Origin of the sequence: Paenibacillus assamensis DSM 18201 (assembly GCF_000422445.1) — a bacterium.
Classification (GTDB): Bacteria; Bacillota; Bacilli; order Paenibacillales; family Paenibacillaceae; genus Paenibacillus_B; species Paenibacillus_B assamensis.
Genome location: NZ_AULU01000016.1, coordinates 1 through 23,294 on the forward strand (window position 1 = coordinate 1; position 23,294 = coordinate 23,294).

Consider the following 23,294-nt stretch of genomic DNA (forward strand, 5'->3'; position numbering starts at 1 on the left):
GATATTGTGGATATGAATTGGGGTGCGACAAGTTCTACTATAAACGCATTACTCGCGTGAAATGTAGGGGTTTGAAATTACAAACCTAACTTTGTAACTTAGTGATGGGAACGAGGAAACCATGTATTCCGAAACCATCCCGACAATACTCCTGCGTGCGTTGTAATAGACAGATTACAAGGTGCGAAGCACAGGTGGAGTCGGCAGAACGAAGGCTGTAGCCACTCGAAAGAGAAGGTATGCCAACGGATATGCCGGACGGCTGAAAAACTGACTATGGTGAGAATGTCTATAAAGGACTGACGAACTGCTGAATGTACGGGCCTAGATGAAAGAACATATGGAAACATATGTGCTAACAATATGTTAGTGTGGGTGGCGACGAGTACAAATCCCAGTTAGGAAACTCGCTATACCGGACTATGGCGGTATCCAGCCCACAGGTTCATAAGCAGCACCTAAGGTCAGAATGCATAGCTAAAGTTACAAGGTACTTGGAAAGCAAGGAACGTCGTAAAATGGGCTGTCATCCCTAGACGGTTGCTATAAGATTTAGTCTGAAAGGCATTTATCCTTGTGAGGGTAGGGGCACGACCTGTGAACTTCCTGTAATGGGAAAGGAGGAACAGCCCCGAGTCTATTTAAACAAACATTCATTTTCCAAAAGTGAATTGCACCGATCAGGTAGGAATGTGGGAAACATCTTTCCAGAAAGGAGAGATGCCACAGTGCAAACACTACGATATTGGGACTACTATGGCATGACGGAGACCTTTACAGAATTATACGATAGGGCTTCTCGCAAGGAATCATTCTCAAATCTTTACGATATCATCACTACAAGAGAAAATATCCTGTTAGCCCATCGAACAATTAAATCCAACAAAGGCTCTAAAACTGCCGGCACAGATGGCAAAACAATCGATGACATTAAGGTGCTGACTGACGGGGAAATCGTGTCATTCATACAGCAAAAACTATTGAATTATCAACCTAAGAAAGTTAGACGAGTACTTATTCCCAAACCAAATGGTAAACAGAGACCGCTTGGTATTCCATGCATTATCGACCGAGTTATCCAACAATGCTTTAAGCAGGTTCTTGAACCTATCGCAGAAGCTCACTTCTACAAGCATAGTTATGGGTTTAGACCATTGCGTTCAACTCATCACGCATTAGCAAGAGTGCAGACTCTTATTAATAAGGGGACTTTACACTATGTAGTTGATGTAGATATAACTGGTTTCTTTGATAATGTGAATCACGCATTGCTCATAAAGCAGTTATGGAATATGGGGATACAAGATAGAAAAGTCTTGCGTATCATCAGTAAAATGATGAAGGCTGAAATCGAGGGAGAAGGTATTCCCCCTAAAGGGACACCGCAAGGAGGTATCTTATCTCCTCTGTTATCCAACATTGTGCTGAATGATCTTGATCAATGGATAGCTGGACAATGGGAGAACTTCAAAACAAATCATCAATATAGCCATAACTACGTGAAATATATACCTCTTAGAAAAACAGGTTTAAAAGAAGGTTTCATCGTACGTTACGCTGATGATTTTAAAGTTCTTTGTCGTAACTGGAAAACAGCTCAAAAGTGGTATCATGCCGTAAGACTTTACCTAAAAGATCGTCTTAAACTTGATATTTCGCCAGAAAAATCACAAATCGTAAACTTGAGAAAACGAAAATCTGAGTTCCTTGGTTTTACGATCTGGGCAGCGAAAAAAGGAAAGCGTCGGGTAGCGTACACAGGGATTAATCATAAAAAGAAATTACAGATTAAAGAAGAGGCTAAAAAACGGATTAGACACATTCAAAAGATGCCTATAGCCCTGAACGCCTATCTTTTCAATAGTTTTGTTTTAGGAATACATAATTACTTTAGCAGAGCAACCCATGTTAGTTCTGATTTCTCAGAACTTGCCTACGATCTGCGTGCTTTCATTTTTAATCGTCTTAAAGGCAAAAGATATGAACGTCCTGTAAGACCGCCACCGACCTATTCAAAATTTTATAAGAGCACTTATAGAACATTCAAAATAGGCGGTGTGTATCTATATCCCTTGGCAGATATAAAAACGGTAAACAATTTCAACTTTAGTCCAAACCTAACACCGTTCACGTACGAAGGTAGGGAACTGATACACAAGAAACTGAGACCAGATGTACAAACAGAGATAACTAAACTAATGAAGTCTCATATTCTTGGTCGAAGTTTAGAATATATGGATAATCGGATAAGCAGATACAGCATGAGAATGGGCAGGTGCGAAATAACAGGAACATTCTTATGCGCAGAGGATGTTCACTGCCATCACTATCTTCCGATTTATCTTAATGGAGACGACAAATTCAATAATTTGCGTATCCTTCACAAAGACGTTCACAGACTGATTCATGCAACCCATGCAGAGACGATTGCAACACTCATATCCAGACTGGATTTGACTGAAAGCATGGTCAATACAATCAATCAATATCGGAATATGTGTAACTTGGAACCTATGAATTAATAGTTTAAATAGATGGAGCGCCGTATGAGGTGAAAGTCTCACGTACGGTGCGGAGTGGGGGAACAGCTGGAGATTACTTCAAAAGCTTACCTATCACTACAGCTTGCTTTCCGTCAGCAGAAAAAGAGTAAGGAGCATACAGGTCGCTATTATTGGTTAGGTACGCGTAATATCGATGGAAATCCGAGAGGGAATGCTTCGCGCTACACGCTGCCGATTAGGCGCGGAAGCCATCCGAATGATGGCTTCAAAAATGTAACCGTTAAGCCAGGTTATCATTTCAAGTTTGACCTTAAGACGAAAGGCAATATGTTCGGGCCGAACGACTCCATTCGGATTACACCGACGTTTGAGTTTGTGAGCCGAGACGGCAAGCACCGGCAAGATGTAGATTTGTATTACCACGCGCCAGATCGAAACTTTGTGAGGGTCGGCTCTTCATTTGATACGATAGAGCGGGAAATTACGTTGAATGCAAGGCTTAGGAACCTCCATCCGCTGCAGATCGAACAGACGGGGCAAACTTTTTATCAATTGTATCGTCATCAGCTTTCTCAAAGTGAGCAGGTATTCATGCAGCAATGGTTAAGACAAGTTGATCGCCCAACGAAAACGGGTGGATTTAGTCATATGAAGATACCAGGTGAGCTCCGCTTATTCAGAGGGCCGACTCAGTTGCCGAATGGCGTAAATCCATATCGGGCCTATGCTGCTGAACAACAATGGTATGGTGAGTTTGGTATTCCATCTAAAGTATATGTTGTGCAAAAAGGCTTTCCGTTGCATCGGCAATTTTCGTTCAGAGAAGATGCTTCATTTTTCTTAAAGGATGGCTATATTATCGTGAACTTCAACATTGAGACCATTCGTGCAGGACGTATGGATGATCCACATCTACAGTACATTTATGCTCCGTTGACGAATCAATGGAAGCGCGAAGGTTTTGTTTACAGCGTTATTGATCCATATGGGGCGACAATCCATCTGAAGGATGGCGATATTGTGTTCTACGATGCGGATCAATCGTCTCGTGATGATTATCGCGTCAGGGGGACGCACTAAGTGATGAATGTCAACTTTGCATAGTAAAAATTAAAGATCAGGTGTTGATATTTAAGGAGGTTGGTCTTGTGGGTCCAAACTCCCTTTTTTTGTCCAACTGTAGGTCCTATAATGATGTCGATAAGAATTTGTAAGCGCTCACATAAAAGTGGGTGTCTATCATGTGCATGCGATTTGTATTTCATCTAAGAAGGGGATGTTTACATGAAACGTTGGAAACCAACCATGTTATCTCGAAGCACTCTGAAACGCAAAGCAGCTCTCTACTTAAGCACAGCTCTACTAGCAGGCGCGTTGGTAGGATTCACTGGTGCCGGCGAAGTACAGGCAGCTCAGCCTCATTCTTCTTACTGGTACCCGAATACGATATTGAATTGGTCGCCGCAGACGGACCCAGATGCACCATTCAACCGTAGTTCCGTACCGTTGGAGGAAAAGCGCGTTCAAGGAGCTAAAGTGAATCCGAATGCAAAAGTAGAGCCAAAAGTGATGGCACTCGCTTCTATGTACAAAAATACATCAGGTGCGCCGTCACAAGGAAATGACAACATGCATGGCTATGCATTCAGCTACTGGCAGTATGTAGACAGCCTTATCATGTGGGGTGGATCTGCAGGTGAAGGCCTTATCGTTTCACCAAGTGCAGATGTCATTGATGCGGCACATAAAAATGGTGTGCCTGTATATGGTACGGTCTTCCTGCCACAAATGGAGCATGGGGGAAAATTCCAATGGACGCATGATTTGCTGCAGCAGCGTCCAGATGGTACGTTCCCAGTTGCAGACAAGCTGATTGAAGTAGCAAAATACTATGGTTTTGATGGCTGGTTTATCAATGAGGAGACTCAAGGTGGTACACCTGCAGATGCGAAGAAGATGCAGGAGTTCCTAAAATATATGCAAAAGATTAAATCACCTGAAATGGACATCGTATGGTACGATTCCATGATTAATGACGGTCCGGTAAGATGGCAAGGTGCTCTTAACGACAAGAACAGTATGTTCGTACAAGATGGTGCAGAGCGCGTGTCTGATCATCTATTTATCGACTTCCGTTGGCAGTATCAAGGTAGCGGTATGACTCCGTTCAAAAAATCGCCTGATGTCGCGAAGCAGCTTGGACGCAGTCAGTATGACCTTTACGCAGGTATCGATGTGGAAGCAGGAGGCTATCAGAGCAAGCTGAATTGGCCTGTATTATTCCCTGACAATGGAACGCCTGTAACATCGCTTGGTATTTATCGTCCAGACTGGGCATTCAATTCTTCCAAGACGAATGAACAGTTCATGGAGAACGAGCATATTTTCTGGGTAGGCCAAGGCAAAGATCCTTCTAATACGAAGTCCAATGGCACAGCGTGGCGCGGAATTGCGCATGATATCGTCGATGAGACAGTCATCACAGATACTGACTTTACAACACATTTCAACACAGGTAACGGAAAAATGTTCAGCGTACACGGCCAGCAAGTTCGTGACCGCGAATGGTTCAACCGCAGCTTGCAGGACATTTTACCGACATGGCGATGGATGAAGGATGAGCAAGGTCAGAAGATTGATGCCGCATTCGACTTCAATAAAGCATACTATGGCGGCAGCTCCTTGAAGCTCAGCGGTCAAACGGCACCAAGCGCAAGCACGAATATGAAGCTGTATAAGACAGATGTACCTGTTACGAAGTCTACAGTAATGACGATTACGTATCAGACCAATGAAGCAGAAGCAGCAGATATAAACATCGGTGTAGCATTTGAAGGTGCACCGAATGATTATGTAATCGTGAAGCCCAAGCATACGCAAAAGGCTGGCACAGCGAAAAATTGGACACAAGCTACGTACGATTTGAAAGACTTCGCAGGCAAGAAGGTTGTCGGTATGTCTGTACAAGTAGCAGGCAAGCAGCAAGTAAACAATTATGAGCTGAACCTAGGTGAATTTGCAATCCGTGATCATAAAGCGTTCAAAGCTCCGAATCTTAAAGAAGTAAAAGGCTTAACCATTATCGATAACGATTTCCGTGATGGTCTATATGCAGATGCTCGATTGAAATGGGATGATATGGGCGATGATGTCCTATACTACCAAGTGTATCGTCAGAAGGCGGATGGCTCCCGCGAGTTCATGGGCGCAACGGGTAACAACTATTACTACGTATCGGAAATGCGTCGTAATGGTATCGAGCAAGCGACGGACCTAGTCGTCGTTCCTGTTAACCGTCATTATGCAGAAGGTCGTACAGCGACTGTTCAATTCCAATGGCCGGCATATCCTGCGCCAAAGGCTGATTTTGAAGCAGATAAGACGTATGTAGCACCAGGCGAAACGATCCAGCTGAAAGATAAGTCTACGGAAGTAACGACAGAATGGTTGTGGAGCTTCCCGGGTGGAACACCAACATCAAGTACAGAGCGTAATCCACAAGTGAAATACGAGCAAGAAGGCGAGTACGAGATTACACTGACAGCGAAAAATGCAGTTGGCCAAGATGTCGTGACGAAAAAGCTCATTACGGTGGATAAAGCAGCAGAGAATCGCTCAGAGGATGTAGCTAAAGGTAAAAAGACGACAGCTTCTTCCTTCGTTAATGCAGGTGAAGCGCCTCAATTTGCAGTTGACGGTGAAATGCATACCAAATGGTGCGCAGTAGGAAATGCGCCGCATTGGATGACCGTTGACTTGGGTGGCGAATTCAACATTACGGAGTTCGTTGTACACCATGCGCAAGCAGGTGGCGAATCTGCATCCTTCAACACACGTGAGTTCAAAATACAGCTAAGCTCGGATGGTCAAACGTGGACAGATGCAGTTGTTGTGAAAGACAACGACAAAGGTACAAGCAAACATGCGATTGGTAAGACGAAAGCTCGCTATGCGAAGTTGATCGTAGAGAAGCCAACACAAGGCGGAGATACAGCAGCTCGTATTTACGGCTTTGAAGTGAAGGGGATTCCATTTCAACCAGCACAATAATAAATGATACATCTATAGTAAGAACAGACAGCTCCAGTTCCTGAACTGGGGCTGTTTTTAGTACTAGTTTCACAAAAATAAATGAGTAATATATTTCCAATGAAACTTTGCGTCTTTTCGTGAGGCTCCCCCGTCTAATCCATGTAAACTTCATGAAGATACAACATCCTAACAGGACAGTCAAATACACGAAGACATGGATACCATGGTCATAATAAAGGAGCATATACAACATGAAAACAAAAACAATCGCAATCGTAACAGCATCTATTTTGGCAGGTTCTACTCTACTAGGTTATGTAGGAACAACATGGGCTGGCAAACAGCAGCAGCCTCCCACACAAACGAAACAAGAAGTGAAAGTTCCAAACGTACTGGTGCAGAAGCCGCAAAAGCCGCAGCAAGAAAAAACGTACGCCAATGATGCATTCCGCAATATCGGTGAAGTGAAGCTTAGCGAGCAATATGTGATTAAAGGTGAAGCGCGTGTATTTGAAGGCAGCTACAACTACGTTGTTAAGCAAGGCAGCAAAGTGATTGCGAAGGGCTTCAACACAGCATCTAAAGGCGGTCCAGAATGGGGCACGTTCTCCCAAACGATTACGGTTCCTGTAAGCAAAACAGCTAAGAAGCAGCCGCTGACGGTTGAATTATTTGAAGTAGATATGGAAAGCGGTAAGCAAGTAAACAAAGTAGTCGTTGATGTGAATGGCAAAGGGAATGCGAAGCAAAATGATGCATTTCGTGGTGTAAAAGTGGCATCTGCGAAATTGCAGGCTTCCGTAAAAGGCGAAGCTCGTGTTTTCGAAGGCACGTATCACTATGCAGTTAAACAAGGTAAAACGACGATTACCGAGGGCTACGGCACTGCATCGATTGGTGCACCAGAATGGGGCACACTCAATCAAACGATTTCCATGGATAAGGGCAAAGTATCTGATAAACAGCCGCTCACACTAGAATTGTTTGAAATGGATATGGAGAGCGGCAAGGCGACGAATAAACTTGTACTGCCTATTCGCTAACCTGTATAGATAAATCGCGTAGACTTGTTTGGAAGAAGCGACGCCACTGGTGTCGCTTCTTCTCTACATAAAGGTAGCAACGCGCATCGATGGAACGGTTAAAGTTGGTACTGGAGTGGCGACACTAAAAGATAAGGAGATACGTAACGATCGATGATTTTCTGGAGGTGAAGGACTGCGTGAGCGACTTTGAACTGGAGAAGCGAGCGATTGCTGGCGATGATGAGAGCTTCTCTATCCTTATCGAGCAGCGAAAAGAAAGAATTTACCGAATGGCCTATACGTATGTAAGAAACAAAGAAGATGCGTTGGAAATTGTTCAGGAGACAGTATATAAAGCCTATTTGTCCGTGGAGAAGCTGCAGCAGCCTCAATCTTTTAATACGTGGCTAATGAAGATTACCGTGAACGCTGCTTTGGATCATATACGCAAGTCTAAGCGAGTCGTTTATATGGATAAAGATATAGAAAGAAGTTATACGCCTGATCATCGGGAAGAGAAGCTCGATTTGTATGAGGCATTGGACAGTCTGGATGAGAAGACGAGAACTGTGCTAATGCTCCGGTATTTTGAAGATATGCCATTGAAGGACATTGCGGAAACGTTAGAGACACCATTAAGTACGATTAAGTCGTTAATCTATCGTGGGTTGGAGAAGTTGAAAATAAATTTGGGGGAGGGTGAGCGGCTTGAATAAAGACTTGGAACGGCTAAAGAAAGATTATCAAAACATCGAAATTCCTGATGAGCTCACTTCTGTGACGCGGCAAGCATTGGAACGGGGGAAGCGGGAACGGGAGCGATTAAAGCAAGCTTCCTATCATGATGTGAGTTATGGTCACATTGATAATCAAGGTCTGGATACGAAGTCAGGCTCTATTCAAATGAATCGTGAAGATCGTAACTACCAGCAGCGTTCAGGTAAGCTGCAAAGGCAACGAGCATTACTACGGAATCGATGGGCGAAGCGTATAGGGGCTAGCGCAGCAGCTTTATTTGTATTGTTTACGATCAGCGTGAATACGATGCCTGCTTTTGCAAGCAGCCTCGAGAATATTCCAGGTATCGGCAAGCTAGTAAAGGTATTGCAGTTTAATAAGGGAGAAGCAGAAGGTGGTCAGATTACAGACTCAACGGATATTTATGCGATCGGATTACATGAGAAGGGCGATAGTGATCAGATTACGATTCGTTTCCAACAAAATAATAGAGAGCAGGACGTAGCAAGCTACTTCCATGTTACTCATCGTGAGTTCCCAAATACGATGACATTTGCGGTTGGTGGCGCTCGTAACTTCTCTGCCGAGCAAGATTTGGCTACTTTGAAAAAGAGTAAATTTGTGCAGGATGCCTATATGATTATATCACCGGATGATTCGCTTGTTCGCTTTACAATTGTATTTAAACAGCCGGTTGCTTATGAAGTAAAGGAATATCAACAACCAGCAGAGGTTGTACTTACCTTAAAGCAAGGCGACGCAATAAATGAGTTAGAAGCGGTATATTCGGTACGTACTGCTTCGCATCCATTTGGAGAAGAGCAAAGCATGATGGAGGAGAAGCTGCTCGAACAAGAACATGTCCGTATTTTGAAAGACAGTGCTGGTACGTATTTGGTGGAAGCAGGCTACTATCCGACGAAGGAAGAAGCGCAAGCCCAACTGCGTAAGCTAGAAGAGCAGCACGGTTTGCAAGGACAGCTATATGTGGAAGAACGGACATTATTGCATACACCAGCGCTAATTCGCGCTAAATAATAGGTTGTGATGGTATGAGTTGACAGATTATGTAATGCGGTTTACACTTCTACCAGCTAATAAGGAATAGGTGGTGCAGGATGACAGTAAGAACGATATTGCCATTTGGCGACCCATTATTACGTAAAGCTTGTAGACCGATAACAGAGATGTCGCCGCGGATGTTGACCTTGTTGACAGATTTGAAAGAGACGCTTTATGCGGAGCCTGGGCGTGCGGGTTTGGCTGCACCGCAAATTGGTATGTTGCGGAGAGCTGTTGTGATGGATATGGGGGATGGCTTTCGAGAGTTTATCAATCCTGAGATCATGGAAGCTCACGGTGAACAGCAAAGTTTCGAGGCATGCTTATCTTATCCGGGCTATTATGGACGTGTAACCCGTTATCAGTATGTCAAAGTAAAGAGTGTGGATCAAGAAGGACAGCAGCTCATAACGGAAGCGGAAGGCGATTTGGCCGTCTGCTTGCAGCATGAAATCGATCATTTGGATGGTATCTTATTCGTGGATCGAATGAAAGATGGGGTGCTCATTCATGAAGTTACCAAGCATCGAGTTCCATTGCTGGATGTGATTAAGCTGGCGAACAGCAGAACATGCAGCTTGCCGTAGTACACTAAATATAGTGAGTGCACGAAATGTGCAGTGAAGTTAATCCCGTCACTTCCTATCGGAAGAGACGGGATTACTTGTATAGAAAATGATTAATCTTGAACATAAACTTGAAGATAGGCTTGTATGACCTAATTTAGGCTTCTTGTCGAGATGTAAGATTGTCGAGAACGAGCAGCGCTGCGCCGATAGCGATGGCTTCTTCGCCGTAAGTTCCTTTACTAAATACAACTTGATAGCTCGGGTAATGGTAGGTGCGGCGAATAGCCGTTTGCGTAGCTGTATAGAAGAATAGGTCATTGGACGTCATTAGAGGTCCACCAAGGATGACTTTTTCAGGATGCAGCACGTTCAGTAGATTCGCAAGTCCAATGCCGAAGTAAGTAGCAGCCTGACTGACGATCTCAGTAGCCAGTGTATCTTGTTGATGAAGTGCTTCGATGATATGTCTGAATGTAACAGCTTCACCGAGTTGAATCACGGATTGGAGGCGGCTTGGCCGACCTGTTCGGAGCTTCGAGATCGCTTCTCGCTCAATTGCATAGATCGTGGCATAAGAGTCGAGACAGCCATAGTTGCCTCCTGGTGTGCGATGAGGAATTCCATCAGCTTGGATAATCATTTGACCAAGGGAGCCTTCCATATCTGTAGCACCGTGAATAAGTTTGCCATCTGCCATCATCGCGGAGCGCAGTCCAACTCCAGCATGAACGTAAAGCATATAACGGACACCTTTTGTACGATTGCTCCAAGATTCGGCAATAATAGCCGTATTGGCTCCATTATCAAGCAGCACAGGAATACGCAGTCGATGCTCCAGCTCTGCACCGATCGGAACATCATTCCAACCAGGAGCATAGAACCATTGCGGATTCTCTATGATGCCAGTAAAACGATCAAGCGTGCCTACTGCTCCGATACCAAGTCCAATGCACTGTTCATGTGGAATACGATACTTGGCAACCCATAGCTGTATTTGCTCCACAACGTAATCAATCAATGCAGAGGGTGTCATATGCTCTGTCATTGTCCAGCTAATCGAGTCGATCTTCTGTCCTGCCGCATCAACAATAGCAAGGCGAGAAGTTGTCCGCGAAATGTCCAGCCCGAAACAATAGCCATAAGATGCCCTTGTTCGATAGAGAATGGGACGCCGCCCACCTGTTGAGGCACCGAATCCGCTCTCCTCAATGAGTCCAGCAGCAGACAACTCTTCCAGTACGCGGGTGAGTGTGCTAACGGTTAAGCCGCTCTTTGTGAGCAGGTCGTTCTTCGAGATTTCGTGCTTCTGCCGAATCCGTCTAAAGATCTCCCGTGCCTTTGATGAAGGGATTCGATCTTGCAAGGGCAGATGCGTTCTTCCATCCTGAGCGTGTGTATTAGACATATAAAATAATCCCCGCTATTCCTGAAATTAAAATGACAGCGATGGGATGCAGCTTCCAACGAATAAGCGCGAACAGCATGACAGCGAAAATAACGATGCTGAACCACGTATATCGAGCATATCCGTTCAATAGGCCGGAATGCACCGCCATATTGAAGGCAGCGTAGGCGATAAGCGCCATAACAGCTGGCTTCATGCCGTCGAGTGCAGCTTGCACCCAATGATTATGATACATCCGGTAGAATAGAGTAGCAACTAAAAACATCAAAATAATGGAAGGTAATACAATTCCAATACTAGCGGCAGTGCTTCCGATCCATCCTGATGCTGCGTAGCCCACATAGACGGCACTATTCATCGCAACTGAGCCTGGAGCCATTCCTGCCAATGTAACAGCGTCAGTAAATTCGGTCGCGGTCATCCAGTTATGCTGCAACACTTCATGCTCGATCAGTGGAATCATCGCATATCCTCCGCCGAATGAAACGAACCCTAATTTGAAAAAGGTCCAAAACAGATCCCATATCATCGTTGAGTTCCTTTCTATTTTCCATTTTTTCGAACAGTTCGATTTACAGCGTGTTTCCATTGAAAATAATGAACGAGGCAGCCGGCAACCATGCCGCATGCAATGACAATAACAGGATTTAATGCCGTCCAGAGCAGCAGAATGCAGCTTCCTCCGAATGTTATCCAAGCCGCGCGTGAACGAAGGACATCTTTGTGCATACGAATGGCTGCATAGGCAATGAGTGCAATGATTGCTGGCTGAATGCCTAGCATGGCCGCCTCGAGGAAAGGAGAATGTTGATATATGGCTGCTAAAATGGATAACACTAGCATGATCATGACAGTTGGAAGTGATATAGCGGTAACAGAAGCGAGCAAGCCACGAATTCCCGCCATTCGATATCCGACAAGCGCTGCAATATTGATGGCGACGCCACCAGGAGTAGCTCCTGCAATGGCTGTTATTTCGTGCATCTCATTAGGGGTTATCCATCCCCGCCGATCAGTTATTTCGCGATGAATGACCGGTAATATAGCGTACCCGCCACCAAAGGTCGTCGGGCTTATTTTGATAAAGGATAAAAATAATTGAAAGCATAGCTGTGACGTTGTGAAGAGGGAAGATGATGATTGCATCGTTGTTAACCCCTTTTCCTAGTACTTCTTGATATCTTTATTATAGGACACTTAATTTCATTTTGGAATAAAGTATGGTTTTTTTATAAATGGAAGAGGAGGTAAATACGGTTAAATCATAAATATAAATAGATCGCGGATATACATTTGTTTAAATTGAACTTAACATTGAACTGAACATACGGAGAAGTGATTGAAGGGAGATTCAGCTATTTTTCTTTCGAATGAACAATGAATATATAAACAATGAACATATATAAGTAAATAGTCAAAAAAACAGCTGTCATCCCGCAAGCGGAATGACAGCTGTTTTTCAAAGGTCAGATGACCCAATTATAATTAGTTGTTCAAAGCTGCTTCGTAGCGCTTCTCAACTTCGGACCAGTTCACAACGTTCCAGAATGCAGCGATGTAGTCTGGACGTTTGTTCTGGTAGTTCAAGTAGTAAGCGTGCTCCCATACATCAAGGCCAAGAACTGGAGTCTTGCCTTCCATGATTGGGGAGTCTTGGTTAGGCAAGCTGTATACAGTCAATTTGCCGTTGTCTACAGCAAGGAATGCCCAGCCGCTACCGAAACGTGTTGTAGCTGCTTTAGCAAAATCTTCTTTGAACTTGTCGAAACCGCCAAGCTCGTTCTCGATTGCCTCAGCAAGCTTACCGGATGGTGCGCCGCCAGCGTTAGGAGCGATTGTCTCCCAGAATAGGGAGTGGTTCGCATGACCGCCACCGTTGTTGCGGACAGCAGTACGGATGCTTTCTGGAACATCGTCCAGATTAGCGATCAAATCTTCAATAGACTTGTCTTGCAATTCAGGAGCGGACTCCAAAGCTGCATTCAAGTTCGTAACATACGTATTGTGGTGACGACCGTGGTGGATAGTCATTGTTGTTTCGTCGATATGCGGCTCCAAAGCGTTAGGTGCGTATGGAAGCGCTGGTAGTTGATGTGCCATTATGCATTACCTCCTAAAAGGAATATGTAATAACTCTACTTTCAATTAAACCTGATCCTATTGAATAAATCAACAAAAAAGTTTAAAAAGTCTTGAAGGTCTAAAATGACTGTGTAAATTACCCGCAAATCAGTGTGAAGGGAAGGCAAGTTAAGTTTCGCTTTCTATTATGTACCCAATTTCGATTATTTATAAACGAATGAGTACGAGTAATAGTAAGATTTGAAGCTGGCTTCAATATGTGAGAGGGCATATCCATTACACTAACCAAAAAGTAAATCATTTATTTAGCCTAAATACCTAGATAAAGATATCATTTGGAAATAAATATACACTTTTAACAGGAATTAAGACAAAATACCTTTGTAAACGATTTCAATTAAGCGCTTTCAATAGAAAACGAAAGATTTTCTATGCTTTTTTATGGAATATGGCCGAAGAAGAAGGAATTTAGGCTTTTTTGTCGTATAATACTTAGGTCAGAGGGAAAGACCAAACAGACGATAGATAGAGACAATAGACGCTGTAAATACATTGAGTTCAGGATGAGGAGAGTAAGACATGATTGTTCGTTCCTTTCAATTGTCGGATTATATGCCGACGAAGCAGTTGCTGGAGTTGTCATTGTCGGAAGAATGTTGCGAGAAAACTTGGGATGCCTTTGCACGACAACTGTCATTAGATGGTGAGCTTGTCGTCGTTGCACAATTGGAGCTGGATTCAGAAGTACGTACTGTAGGGGTTGCGATTGGGACAGTAGACCAGAACAATGGCTACTACTATCGCTTGGCAGTACATCCTGAATTCCGTAACCAAGGTATTGGCAAAGCGCTTGTAGGCAAGTTGGAGCAGAAGTTCCAACAACGTAAAGTAAGGAACATTATGATTGCTGCAGATGAGCATACTGAGATGGTGCTTCCGTTCTTTGAGCAGTTGGGATACGGAACACAGCATGTCTTGCGTTCACTGAAGCAGTTGCGCATCGTGGCTGGCTAATAGCAAGCAGAATCACGATTAAGCACGTACAATCGAATATCATGCATAGGAAGGCATATCTTTTCAACCGTTGCATTCGGGGGAAAGATATGCTTTTCTATTAGTATATGATGACGTGAGGCTGATGGTAGCGCATGATTGCATATCGTAGAACACTTGTGAAAAGTTTTAAGCATGATGGGCATTTGCATCGAATGTGGATGGAGAATTGGATCGTCCCTAAGCAAATGTGTCACCAGCTACATCAACAAGAAGACATGCTGGTGCTCATTAACTGTCATACTCCTATCCAGGAAGCGAATGGCAAGCAGTGGATAAGCAAAGTGCCGGCGGTCACTTTTTTTGTCCCGAATCAATGGTTCAATATTGTCGCTCTCATAGAAGAGCAGGGAATACGGTATTATTGTAATATTGCGTCACCAGCATACCAGACAGATGAGGTCATTACTTATATTGATTACGATCTGGACGTGATCCGTCATTCCGACGGCCATATCGCGATTGTTGATCGTGAGGAATATGATATGAATCGTCTGGTGTATCATTATTCTGATGTTGTAGAACGGCGGGTCGCACAAGGAATGGAAGCACTAATGGGACGGATGCGCAAGGGAGATACTCCTTTTCAGGATGAAGCGGTCCTATGGTACTATCAACAATGGATGAAAGCCCAAAGTTAATCGGGTTATGATGGAGGTAGCTTGGTGAAACAAGTACTAATTTACACAGATGGCGCCTGCTCTGGGAACCCCGGTCCTGGAGGATGGGGCGCCGTGCTCCTTTTTGGTGTATATCGCAAAGAAATATCTGGCGGAGAGAAGCATACGACCAATAATCGCATGGAGATTCAGGCGGTCATCGAGGCACTGAAAGCGTTGAATGAACCTTGTCTCGTCAAGCTGTACAGTGATTCTGCTTATGTCGTTAATTGTTTTCAACAAGGCTGGATTTACAATTGGATGAAAAATGGCTGGCGTACGAGCAAAGGGCTGGCTGTCGAAAATAAAGAATTGTGGCAGGAGCTCTGGCAGTTGATGCGCAAGCATAAAGTCGAATATATAAAGGTTAAGGGCCACAGTGACAATGAATTGAATAATCATTGTGACTTCCTAGCACGAGAAGCGATTAAGCAATTGGGCAAATAATTGTAGGAACATAACAGGGTGGTATTCACGATACTTTCCACTTGATTTACATTAAATAGGATGATTTGGTCAAAAGTGCAGCTATTTTAGCTGTAAAACATCATTTTACGATGATTAAGGACAAAAATGCAGTTATTTTGCTCGATTATGTACTTGAAATAGGTATGGGAACCTAAATAAATGCATTTTTGCGGATAATATCCCTAAAACGAAATTTTACAGATTAAATAACTGCATAATTGCCGCTTTTTAGACCAGAGGCTTACCATAATGAAGCATTCATAACAGATACGGTGTCCGTAAGCAATGCTAAGCTAGCTAATTTGTAATGGAATAGACATCAAGCAAAGTTTTGCTTGGTGTTTTTGGCAATCTTGTTTATGGTAGAAACACACGTTGATCCGAACCGCACTTTAACGTTATCATTAGTAGGGTTACAATAAGGTATCGAACATCTTGTTAACGAACTTCTAACTTTTGATATAGCAACCATATTTTTTGCATGTTATTCAATTTGTAATCATGGATGTATTATATAGCCGGATTGTTTTCGGATGTAAAAATAAATGGAAAAGGAGGGGGCGTGAAATGCCTCGTGCGAATTGGCATGAGCCTGAGACGGCAGAACGTTGGGCATCCTTGAAACAAGACATCATTGAAGCAGCGTCGTCTTTAGGTATTGACCAAGTCGGCTTTACGACGGCAGATCCGTTTCTTTCTTTAAAAGAAAGGCTGCAAACTTCGATTGATCGAGGCTATGCCTCAGGCTTCGAAGAGCCGGATTTGGACAAGCGAACGACGCCGCGTCTGCTAATGTCGGAAGCACGGTCGATTATCGCGATTGCTGTCGCGTATCCGTCGAAGTTGCCGGAATCTCCGCAGACCAAGTCGGAGCCTGGGCAATACCGTGGGATGTTTGCCCGCACCGCATGGGGGATGGATTATCACCATGTACTGCGCGACCGCTTGCAGAAGCTAGAGGCGTTTATACGGGAGCGCGTGCCTGAACCTGAACTGCAATTTAGAAGCATGGTCGACACAGGCGAGCTGTGTGACCGCGCTGTTGCAGAGCGAGCTGGTATTGGCTTTAGCGGCAAGAACTGTTTAATTATCTCGCCGCAATATGGCTCGTGGATCTATCTCGGTGAGATGATTACGAACATTCCATTTCCGCCGGACCATGCGATTACGGAGGATTGCGGCGAATGTACGCGCTGCTTGGATGCTTGTCCGACAGGAGCACTTGTCGGACCGGGGCAAATGAATGCAAAGCGCTGCATTTCATTCTTAACGCAGCTTAAGGAGCCGATTGCTGGCGACTTGATGGCGAAGATGGGCAATCGGCTGTACGGATGTGATACGTGTCAGGTCGTATGCCCGAAAAATAAGGGCTTCAACTGGACGCATCATCCCGAAATGCAGCCTGATCCTGAGGCGGTTAAGCCGCTCTTGGTACCGATGTTGGAATTGTCCAACCGCGAGTTCCGCGATCAGTTCGGCATGAGCGCCGCCGCATGGCGCGGCAAGAAGCCGATCCAGCGCAATGCGATGGTGGCGCTGGGCAACTTCCGCGACCGCAGTGCAGTGCCTGCGCTCACGGAAGCGTTGAACGCCGAGCCGCGCAGTGAGCTGCGCATCACGGCGGCATGGGCACTTGGCCGCATCAGTGGAGCGGCCGCGATCGAAGCGCTCACGAAGGCATTGCCGCGCGAGCAGGATGAGGAGGTGCGTCAGGCAATGCGTGACGCAATCGAGGAAGCGAAGGCGGCTCCAGAGCCGCTGTACGTACAAGAGATGGAATCTCCAATCGGCACACTGACATTGTGCGCTACGCTGGACGGCCTCTGTGCCATCGAATTCGGCTCCATTTTGGATCGATCAGATGCGATTCAAGCATGGGCAGCCAAAGCCATCGGCAAAGTAACGATGCAGCGTCATCCAGAGCGTCTAAAGGAAGCGAAGCTACAGTTGGAGGAGTATTTCCGAGGTGAACGCAAGCAGTTCGATTTGAAGATCGATATGCGAGGCGGAACACCATTTCAGCGTGAAGTATGGACAGCCTTATGCGATATACCGTACGGTCAAACTTGCTCGTACAAACATATCGCTGAAGCAGTTGGTCGCCCTAAGGCCGTTCGCGCTGTAGGTGGAGCGAACAATCGCAATCCACTGCCAGTTGTCATTCCGTGTCATCGCGTCATTGGCGCAGGTGGTGCACTTGTCGGTTATGGTGGGGGTTTAGGGATAAAAGAAACGTTACTTTCTTTAGAAAGTTGATGAGTTTTGTCTGATTATCGGGTAAACAAGAAAAAAATGGAACTACGTTCAATTGTAAAGAAACGGCAGACATGCTATCATAATGGCTAATGTAATGGTAGAATTATGGTTGAGTGCATAAAAGAATGAATATAAATGCTGGGGTGACGACGTAACATGTGGACAACCATTTTCATAATTCTTGCGCTAATTATCGGTATTGTCATTGGATTTGCCGGTGGCGTATTCTACTTGCGTAAGCAAATGGAGAAGATGCAGACTGATCCGCAGATGCTGCAAAAGATGGCCAAGCAAATGGGCTATAACTTGAATGGCAAGCAGATGCAAAAAGCACAGCAAATGATGAAGAACAAGAAATTTAAATAATCGGCCATCCTCTAACGCAATTGACGGAGATAGAGATGGAGCGGCTGGAGGAGGGACGGCCATTTATGGCAGGCGTGAAAGATTACGTTAATACGCAAGTTGGCGATAACCGAGAGCGAATCGAGCATCATGTAAAAGAAATCTTGAAGCTCATTGGTGAAAATGTGGAGCGTGAAGGGTTGCTAGATACTCCTGCACGTGTGACGAGAATGTACGAGGAAATCTTCTCTGGTTATCAAGTAGATCCTCGCGATGTGCTCGGCGTTACCTTTGATGAACAGCATGAAGAACTTGTCATCGTCAAAGATATCACGTATTATAGCCAATGCGAGCACCATATGGCGCCGTTCTTCGGTAAAGTTCATATCGGGTACGTTCCTAGCGGCAAGATTGCTGGATTGAGCAAGTTTGCTCGACTAGTAGATGCGATTACGCGTCGTTTGCAAGTTCAGGAACGGATTACATCCGAAATTGCAGATATAATGGATGAAGTGCTTCAACCACACGGAGTTATGGTCGTTGTGGAAGGAGAGCACTTGTGCATGTGCGCACGTGGCGTGAAGAAGCCGGGCAGCAAGACGGTAACGTCTGCGGTTCGCGGTACGTTCCGCAGTGATGCAGCACAGCGCGCGGAATTCTTATCGCTATTGCGACAGTAGACTTGGGTTTAATGATGGAGGAAGAACCCGTTCCGGGCATGGAACGGGTTCTTCTTGCTCGTAGGCAGGAAGGTTTCGTAGGAAGCACACGACATACATCGTCGCGTTCTTCGTGCGAAGCCTTCGATGTATGATCCGTTAGGCAACGAAGAAGGAGGAATTTTGAACTCATGACAGTGAAACAAGTGGAAGAGAATAGTGTGGAGCAAGAAAAGGTACTTACAGAAGAACAAGCTGAATTGACTCGTATGTATGAAGCGGCGACAGCTTATAAGAAGTTGTCTGCTTGGAAGTGGATGTCCGACAATACGGTATTCGCAGTTAGAAATCCAGAAGATGAAGAGATCGGTTACTGCAGCATTATGGGTACGAGCGAATCCTTGTTTGGATTGGCATTGTTCCGTGGTGCAGAGGGCTTGGAAAGCTTGAACGACATGCTGCTGGAGCGCGATGAGCGCTACGCATGGCTGCACCGTCAAAAGTGCATGATGGTAACGTATGAGGACCGTGCTGATATCGAGAAGCGTGACTGGCAAGAAATTAAAGACTTGGGCTTCAGTTTCCGCGGTAAAAATGCGTGGCCGATGTTCCGTGCCTTTGATCCAGGTCTTGTGCCTTGGACGTTGAACCGTGAGCAAGTTCGCTTCATGACGATGGCATTAGAGCAAGCGATGATCATAGCAGAGCGCGTGAAAAAGGATGCAGAGACACTTGCGGCACCGCGTTCTGGCCAAGTGCTTGTCCGTGAATTGGTGAACGGTGAGTGGACGGATACATGGAGAGACCCGGACTTCATCCTTAAGCGTCCAGTTAAAGTGATGTGCGAAGATCAAGCTCGTTTGAATGATATTATGGAGCGCTTCCCAAACAAAAAGGGACATTGGGAAACAGAATTCTTCTTTGCTCCTGTAGCGGTACAAGGTGAATCTGAGCGTCCTTACTATCCACGACTTTGCCTGTGGGTAGACCGTTTGGCGCGTCAAGCTGTAGGCTTCCACTTGTCTTATGATGACAACTATGAGCAGGAATTCTTGAATCATTTCCTTCAATTGATTGAAGAGAAGGGGGCTCGTCCACAAAAGCTAATCATTCGTACGAACGATACAGTGGACTTGCTTGAGAAGACAGCACAGCGTATGAAGATCAAAATCGAGCGCGAGCCGAAGCTTGTATATTTGGAAGAGGCACGTGACGATTTGTTCGAGTATTTCATGAAAAATGACAAGAAATAAATGATAGATGCATTCGCTAGTCCTTTTTGACAATGTGCAAAGATGGCTGTGAATGACAAAAATCGCTTTTCTTTTCCCTATTCGTAGGTGGAAGAAAGGCGATTTTTTATATTTTTAATTAATGATTACTCTCGATAGTACAGTTGGCACATGTCTATAAAATGCTGAGCTGCCTTAGAGAGATAACGATTTTTCAGCCAAATTAAAACGGATGATGAAGTTGAATCTTCTAATTTTACAGAACGAACGTGGAAACCAGGGTGCATTTGTAGTACAGTTTCTGGTATGATCGTTGAAGCAAAGCCAGATTGGACAAGATTCAGAAGTAATGCGATATCTGAACATTCGCCGATAACATTCGGTGCTATATTTCTCCCCGTAAACTGTTCCATAATTAAGCTGTGCACACCGAGCCCTTGGGTACTTGGTAAAATGAGGGGCACCTCTCGCAGCTGCTGCCATAGATCACGATCTGTACATATGTTTTGTGTACCAGTGACAAAGCATAGCAGCTCTTTTCGAAGTGGCATAACATTGAACTCTTCCAGATTCAGAGGATAGCGGATAATGGCAATTTCAATAGACTGTTCCTTGATCATTTTGCACAGCTGAGCGGATTCATTTTGCTGTATTTTGTAAGTGATTTTCGGGTATTTTTCACGAAAGGCTTGCAGTAGCTTCGGCAGGATATGATCTGATAGCGTATTTACACCAAACGCGAGTTGACCGCGAATCCCACTGCCAATTTCTTTAACTTCCATTTCACTCTCTTCCATGAACTGGACAATTCGAAGTGCATGTTCATATAACGATTGTCCTGCACTAGTCAGCTCGATGCCGGAACGATGGCGCTTCACCAATTGGACATTAAGCTCTTGCTCTAGCTGTTTTAGCTGCTGGCTGAGCGGTGGCTGTGCCATACGGAGTTTGGCAGCTGCCCCAGTAATTGTCCGCTCTTCAGCGATAGCAATAAAATATCTAAGTTGTCTAATATCCACTTTTAGCGAAACGCTCCTTCCATACTGAATTCATATGCAAAAGTAACTATATCAATATTTTTCATATATTTTGTTCCATGGTAGCATAAAAAGCATTACCAAGAAAAGGTGAGGTGAAGCGTCATGCCAAGAGCGTTCATAATCGTGTTATCCGGAGTTCTGATGATGGGTTGTTCGATCGCACCATCACAAAAAGAAACAGAAAATTCCGTATCCTCTGATCAGGCTCAAAAACAGGAGCCAACCTCTTTGAAGTCGCACGAAGTGAAGGTCTTAAATGAAGCCTTGTTGGCTGCAGCTGAAAAAGGAGAAACAACAGCAGTGCTGCAACAGCTTAAAAATGGTGCGGATATCAATACGAGAGATAAGGATGGTCGTACACCGGTAATGTTAGCGACTGTCGGTAATCATTCTGTTACGGTTAAGGTGCTGTTAGATCGTGGAGCTGATGTGAATATTCAAGATAACCGTAAAGACAATCCTTACTTGTACGCTGGGGCGGAAGGGTTAACAGAAATTTTAAAGCTGACGATCCAAGCAGGTGCGGATACGAAGATTACGAACCGTTACGGCGGTACTGCTCTCATCCCAGCAGCAGAACACGCACATTTAGACGTGATTGAATACTTAGTAAAGCATTCAGATGTAGACATTAATCATGTTAACAATCTTGGCTGGACGGCATTAATGGAAGCAATCGTGCTGGGCAGTGGGGGAGAAGAACACCAGCGAGTGGTGGGGATGCTTATTCAGTACGGAGCCGATGTTAACATTCCGGATATAGATGGCGTATCAGCGCTCGAACATGCACAATCTAGAGGATTCGATGAAATTGCAAACATGCTTAGAGCAGCAGGAGCAACTTAACTAGGAGGAACATTACATGAATGCATCTACGTATTGGCTTACGAATGTTTTATTAGAGAAAGCTTTTGAAAAAGAGCAAAATGTGATCGTAGGGACACAGACAGCACTTTATCATATCCAAGTTAAAGAAGGTGTAATTGCCGAAATTGTTGCTGCTACTCAACTGCCAGATGACGGAATTACACATGTGGATGCAAAAGGACTGCTGATGCTGCCGTCATTTAAAGAGATGCATATTCATATCGACAAAACGTATTATGGCGGACCGTGGAAAGCGGTACGACCGGCTGCGAGTATTTTCGATCGCTTGGCAGAAGAGCAAGTTATTCTGAAACAACAACTGCCTACTGTGAAGGAACGGGCTGAGAAAATGCTTGATTTACTACTTGGCTATGGGGCAACTCATATTCGAACTCATGTAAATGTTGATCCGATTGTCGAAACTAAAAATATGGAGCTGACGCTGCAAGTACTTAACGATTATGCTGGAAAGATTACGGCCGAGAGTGTTGCTTTCCCTCAGCATGGCTTGCTTAAGTCTTCGTCTGTAGAGCGTGTGAAGGGCGCCATGAGACTTGGAGCTACGCATGTCGGAGCTGTTGATCCAGCGGTTGTCGATGATAATATTGAGATGTCCTTGGCTACGCTTATGGATATTGCCGTTGAGTTTGATGCAGGCATTGATCTGCATTTGCATGAGCGCAATCAGTTGGGGCTTTATACGATGAACAAGTTGGCTGATATGACAGAGGAAGCAGGCTGGCAAGGACGTGTGACGGTGAGTCATGCCTTTGGATTCGCAGGTTCTGTAACGAAGGCGGCAGAGCAGTTGGCGGAACGATTTGCAGAGCTAGGTATATCGATCTCCTCTACTGTGCCGATCGGAGCGGTGCAGATGCCGATCCCGATGCTTCGTGAAAAAGGAGTCCGTGTTGAGCTTGGAAATGACAGCATCACGGATCACTGGTCACCGTTCGGAACAGGAGATATGTTGGAAAAAGCGAATCGAATGGCAGAGTTATATAATTATGCGGATGAGTACTCGCTCTCTCGTGCACTTGCTTGTATTACAGGTGGCGTCACTCCGCTCAATAATAATGGGGAGCAGATATGGCCTGTTCAAGGTAACCTTGCAGATGCCGTATTCGTAAAGGCTAGTTGTTCGGCGGAGGCAGTTGCCCGTCGCTCGGATCGCCGTGCCGTCATGTTTATGGGACAAGTTGTAGCTGGATCCTTATAGTCGTCAGCAAATACTAGACGTAGTGCGATAGCTTGCTGAATGACGAAATAGATGCAAAAATACAGGGGAGCGTCATATA

At 44.9% G+C, this 23,294-nt stretch carries 21 protein-coding genes; 16 read left to right on the forward strand and 5 right to left on the reverse strand.

The window, feature by feature from the left end:
- Window positions 1–728 precede the first annotated feature (728 nt).
- The 7 genes from ltrA to def all read left to right on the forward strand — a co-directional run bounded on the left by ltrA (window position 729) and on the right by def (window position 9,948).
- Window positions 729–2,522, forward strand: a complete 1,794-nt coding sequence (gene ltrA / locus H580_RS0110100; protein ID WP_028594674.1) for a group II intron reverse transcriptase/maturase — start codon at window positions 729–731, stop codon at window positions 2,520–2,522.
- A 54-nt stretch (window positions 2,523–2,576) separates the two neighbouring features.
- A complete protein-coding gene (locus H580_RS0110105; protein ID WP_028594675.1) occupies window positions 2,577–3,584 on the forward strand; it encodes a hypothetical protein in 1,008 nt (335 codons plus the stop codon).
- Window positions 3,585–3,788: 204 nt separating this feature from the next.
- Window positions 3,789–6,554, forward strand: coding sequence for an endo-beta-N-acetylglucosaminidase (locus H580_RS0110110; protein ID WP_028594676.1), 2,766 nt, complete (start codon window positions 3,789–3,791; stop codon window positions 6,552–6,554).
- A gap of 233 nt (window positions 6,555–6,787) precedes the next feature.
- Window positions 6,788–7,579 (forward strand): Gmad2 immunoglobulin-like domain-containing protein, encoded by a 792-nt coding sequence (locus tag H580_RS0110115; protein ID WP_028594677.1) that lies wholly within the window; start codon window positions 6,788–6,790, stop codon window positions 7,577–7,579.
- A 179-nt stretch (window positions 7,580–7,758) separates the two neighbouring features.
- The gene (locus tag H580_RS0110120; protein WP_028594678.1) at window positions 7,759–8,277 is read left to right on the forward strand and encodes a sigma-70 family RNA polymerase sigma factor; all 519 of its coding nucleotides are present in this window, start codon (window positions 7,759–7,761) and stop codon (window positions 8,275–8,277) included.
- Entirely contained in the window at window positions 8,270–9,337 is a 1,068-nt protein-coding gene (locus H580_RS0110125; RefSeq protein ID WP_028594679.1) for a DUF4179 domain-containing protein, read from the forward strand. The genes H580_RS0110120 and H580_RS0110125 overlap by 8 nt, the downstream gene beginning before the upstream one ends.
- Before the next feature lie 80 nt (window positions 9,338–9,417).
- Window positions 9,418–9,948 (forward strand): peptide deformylase, encoded by a 531-nt coding sequence (gene def / locus H580_RS0110130; RefSeq protein WP_028594680.1) that lies wholly within the window; start codon window positions 9,418–9,420, stop codon window positions 9,946–9,948.
- 136 nt (window positions 9,949–10,084) lie between these two features.
- Here def and H580_RS0110135 read toward each other — a convergent pair whose 3' ends face one another.
- From H580_RS0110135 to H580_RS0110150, 4 genes are all read right to left on the reverse strand, one after another.
- Window positions 10,085–11,335 (reverse strand): ROK family protein, encoded by a 1,251-nt coding sequence (locus H580_RS0110135; protein ID WP_036605033.1) that lies wholly within the window; start codon window positions 11,333–11,335, stop codon window positions 10,085–10,087.
- On the reverse strand, window positions 11,328–11,864 hold the full coding sequence (locus H580_RS0110140) for a chromate transporter (protein WP_028594682.1): 537 nt from the start codon (window positions 11,862–11,864) through the stop codon (window positions 11,328–11,330). The genes H580_RS0110135 and H580_RS0110140 overlap by 8 nt, the downstream gene beginning before the upstream one ends.
- A gap of 14 nt (window positions 11,865–11,878) precedes the next feature.
- Complete coding sequence (locus H580_RS23920; protein ID WP_051217382.1) at window positions 11,879–12,481, reverse strand: chromate transporter; 603 nt, start codon at window positions 12,479–12,481, stop codon at window positions 11,879–11,881.
- Between the two features lie 339 nt (window positions 12,482–12,820).
- Window positions 12,821–13,435 (reverse strand): superoxide dismutase, encoded by a 615-nt coding sequence (locus tag H580_RS0110150; RefSeq protein WP_028594683.1) that lies wholly within the window; start codon window positions 13,433–13,435, stop codon window positions 12,821–12,823.
- 561 nt (window positions 13,436–13,996) lie between these two features.
- On the opposite strand from H580_RS0110150, the gene H580_RS0110155 reads away from it, so the two are divergent.
- The 7 genes from H580_RS0110155 to H580_RS0110185 all read left to right on the forward strand — a co-directional run bounded on the left by H580_RS0110155 (window position 13,997) and on the right by H580_RS0110185 (window position 20,110).
- Complete coding sequence (locus H580_RS0110155) at window positions 13,997–14,431, forward strand: GNAT family N-acetyltransferase (protein WP_028594684.1); 435 nt, start codon at window positions 13,997–13,999, stop codon at window positions 14,429–14,431.
- A gap of 134 nt (window positions 14,432–14,565) precedes the next feature.
- Complete coding sequence (locus H580_RS0110160) at window positions 14,566–15,111, forward strand: DUF402 domain-containing protein (protein ID WP_028594685.1); 546 nt, start codon at window positions 14,566–14,568, stop codon at window positions 15,109–15,111.
- A gap of 24 nt (window positions 15,112–15,135) precedes the next feature.
- Window positions 15,136–15,576: a ribonuclease HI gene (rnhA, locus tag H580_RS0110165; protein ID WP_028594686.1), complete on the forward strand. Its 441-nt coding sequence runs from the start codon at window positions 15,136–15,138 to the stop codon at window positions 15,574–15,576.
- A gap of 588 nt (window positions 15,577–16,164) precedes the next feature.
- Window positions 16,165–17,853: a tRNA epoxyqueuosine(34) reductase QueG gene (queG, locus tag H580_RS0110170; protein WP_028594687.1), complete on the forward strand. Its 1,689-nt coding sequence runs from the start codon at window positions 16,165–16,167 to the stop codon at window positions 17,851–17,853.
- Between the two features lie 156 nt (window positions 17,854–18,009).
- Entirely contained in the window at window positions 18,010–18,219 is a 210-nt protein-coding gene (locus tag H580_RS0110175; protein WP_028594688.1) for a YneF family protein, read from the forward strand.
- 65 nt (window positions 18,220–18,284) lie between these two features.
- Window positions 18,285–18,878: a GTP cyclohydrolase I FolE gene (gene folE, locus H580_RS0110180; RefSeq protein ID WP_028594689.1), complete on the forward strand. Its 594-nt coding sequence runs from the start codon at window positions 18,285–18,287 to the stop codon at window positions 18,876–18,878.
- A gap of 170 nt (window positions 18,879–19,048) precedes the next feature.
- Window positions 19,049–20,110 carry a DUF7309 domain-containing protein gene (locus H580_RS0110185; protein ID WP_028594690.1) on the forward strand — a complete coding sequence of 354 codons (1,062 nt, stop codon included), beginning with the start codon at window positions 19,049–19,051 and terminating at the stop codon, window positions 20,108–20,110.
- Window positions 20,111–20,235: 125 nt separating this feature from the next.
- Here the strand turns inward: H580_RS0110185 and H580_RS0110190 are convergent, their stop codons facing one another.
- Window positions 20,236–21,108, reverse strand: coding sequence for a LysR family transcriptional regulator (locus H580_RS0110190; protein ID WP_028594691.1), 873 nt, complete (start codon window positions 21,106–21,108; stop codon window positions 20,236–20,238).
- Between the two features lie 162 nt (window positions 21,109–21,270).
- On the opposite strand from H580_RS0110190, the gene H580_RS0110195 reads away from it, so the two are divergent.
- Together H580_RS0110195 and H580_RS0110200 are read left to right on the forward strand one after the other, a co-directional pair.
- Window positions 21,271–21,975, forward strand: a complete 705-nt coding sequence (locus tag H580_RS0110195) for an ankyrin repeat domain-containing protein (RefSeq protein ID WP_051217391.1) — start codon at window positions 21,271–21,273, stop codon at window positions 21,973–21,975.
- A gap of 16 nt (window positions 21,976–21,991) precedes the next feature.
- Window positions 21,992–23,215, forward strand: coding sequence for an amidohydrolase family protein (locus H580_RS0110200; protein WP_028594693.1), 1,224 nt, complete (start codon window positions 21,992–21,994; stop codon window positions 23,213–23,215).
- The last annotated feature ends 79 nt before the right edge of the window (window positions 23,216–23,294 follow it).

Excerpts from the sequence above, each read along its gene's own strand:
- folE (WP_028594689.1), top strand. The coding sequence starts at position 18,285 with ATGGCAGGCGTGAAAGATTACGTTAATACGCAAGTTGGCGATAACCGA.
- H580_RS0110150 (WP_028594683.1), bottom strand. The coding sequence starts at position 13,435 with ATGGCACATCAACTACCAGCGCTTCCATACGCACCTAACGCTTTGGAG.
- queG (WP_028594687.1), top strand. The coding sequence starts at position 16,165 with ATGCCTCGTGCGAATTGGCATGAGCCTGAGACGGCAGAACGTTGGGCA.
- H580_RS0110185 (WP_028594690.1), top strand. The coding sequence starts at position 19,049 with ATGACAGTGAAACAAGTGGAAGAGAATAGTGTGGAGCAAGAAAAGGTA.
- H580_RS23920 (WP_051217382.1), bottom strand. The coding sequence starts at position 12,481 with ATGCAATCATCATCTTCCCTCTTCACAACGTCACAGCTATGCTTTCAA.
- def (WP_028594680.1), top strand. The coding sequence starts at position 9,418 with ATGACAGTAAGAACGATATTGCCATTTGGCGACCCATTATTACGTAAA.
- H580_RS0110155 (WP_028594684.1), top strand. The coding sequence starts at position 13,997 with ATGATTGTTCGTTCCTTTCAATTGTCGGATTATATGCCGACGAAGCAG.
- H580_RS0110115 (WP_028594677.1), top strand. The coding sequence starts at position 6,788 with ATGAAAACAAAAACAATCGCAATCGTAACAGCATCTATTTTGGCAGGT.
- H580_RS0110110 (WP_028594676.1), top strand. The coding sequence starts at position 3,789 with ATGAAACGTTGGAAACCAACCATGTTATCTCGAAGCACTCTGAAACGC.
- H580_RS0110160 (WP_028594685.1), top strand. The coding sequence starts at position 14,566 with ATGATTGCATATCGTAGAACACTTGTGAAAAGTTTTAAGCATGATGGG.
- H580_RS0110195 (WP_051217391.1), top strand. The coding sequence starts at position 21,271 with ATGATGGGTTGTTCGATCGCACCATCACAAAAAGAAACAGAAAATTCC.
- H580_RS0110135 (WP_036605033.1), bottom strand. The coding sequence starts at position 11,335 with ATGTCTAATACACACGCTCAGGATGGAAGAACGCATCTGCCCTTGCAA.
- H580_RS0110175 (WP_028594688.1), top strand. The coding sequence starts at position 18,010 with ATGTGGACAACCATTTTCATAATTCTTGCGCTAATTATCGGTATTGTC.
- H580_RS0110200 (WP_028594693.1), top strand. The coding sequence starts at position 21,992 with ATGAATGCATCTACGTATTGGCTTACGAATGTTTTATTAGAGAAAGCT.
- H580_RS0110140 (WP_028594682.1), bottom strand. The coding sequence starts at position 11,864 with ATGATATGGGATCTGTTTTGGACCTTTTTCAAATTAGGGTTCGTTTCA.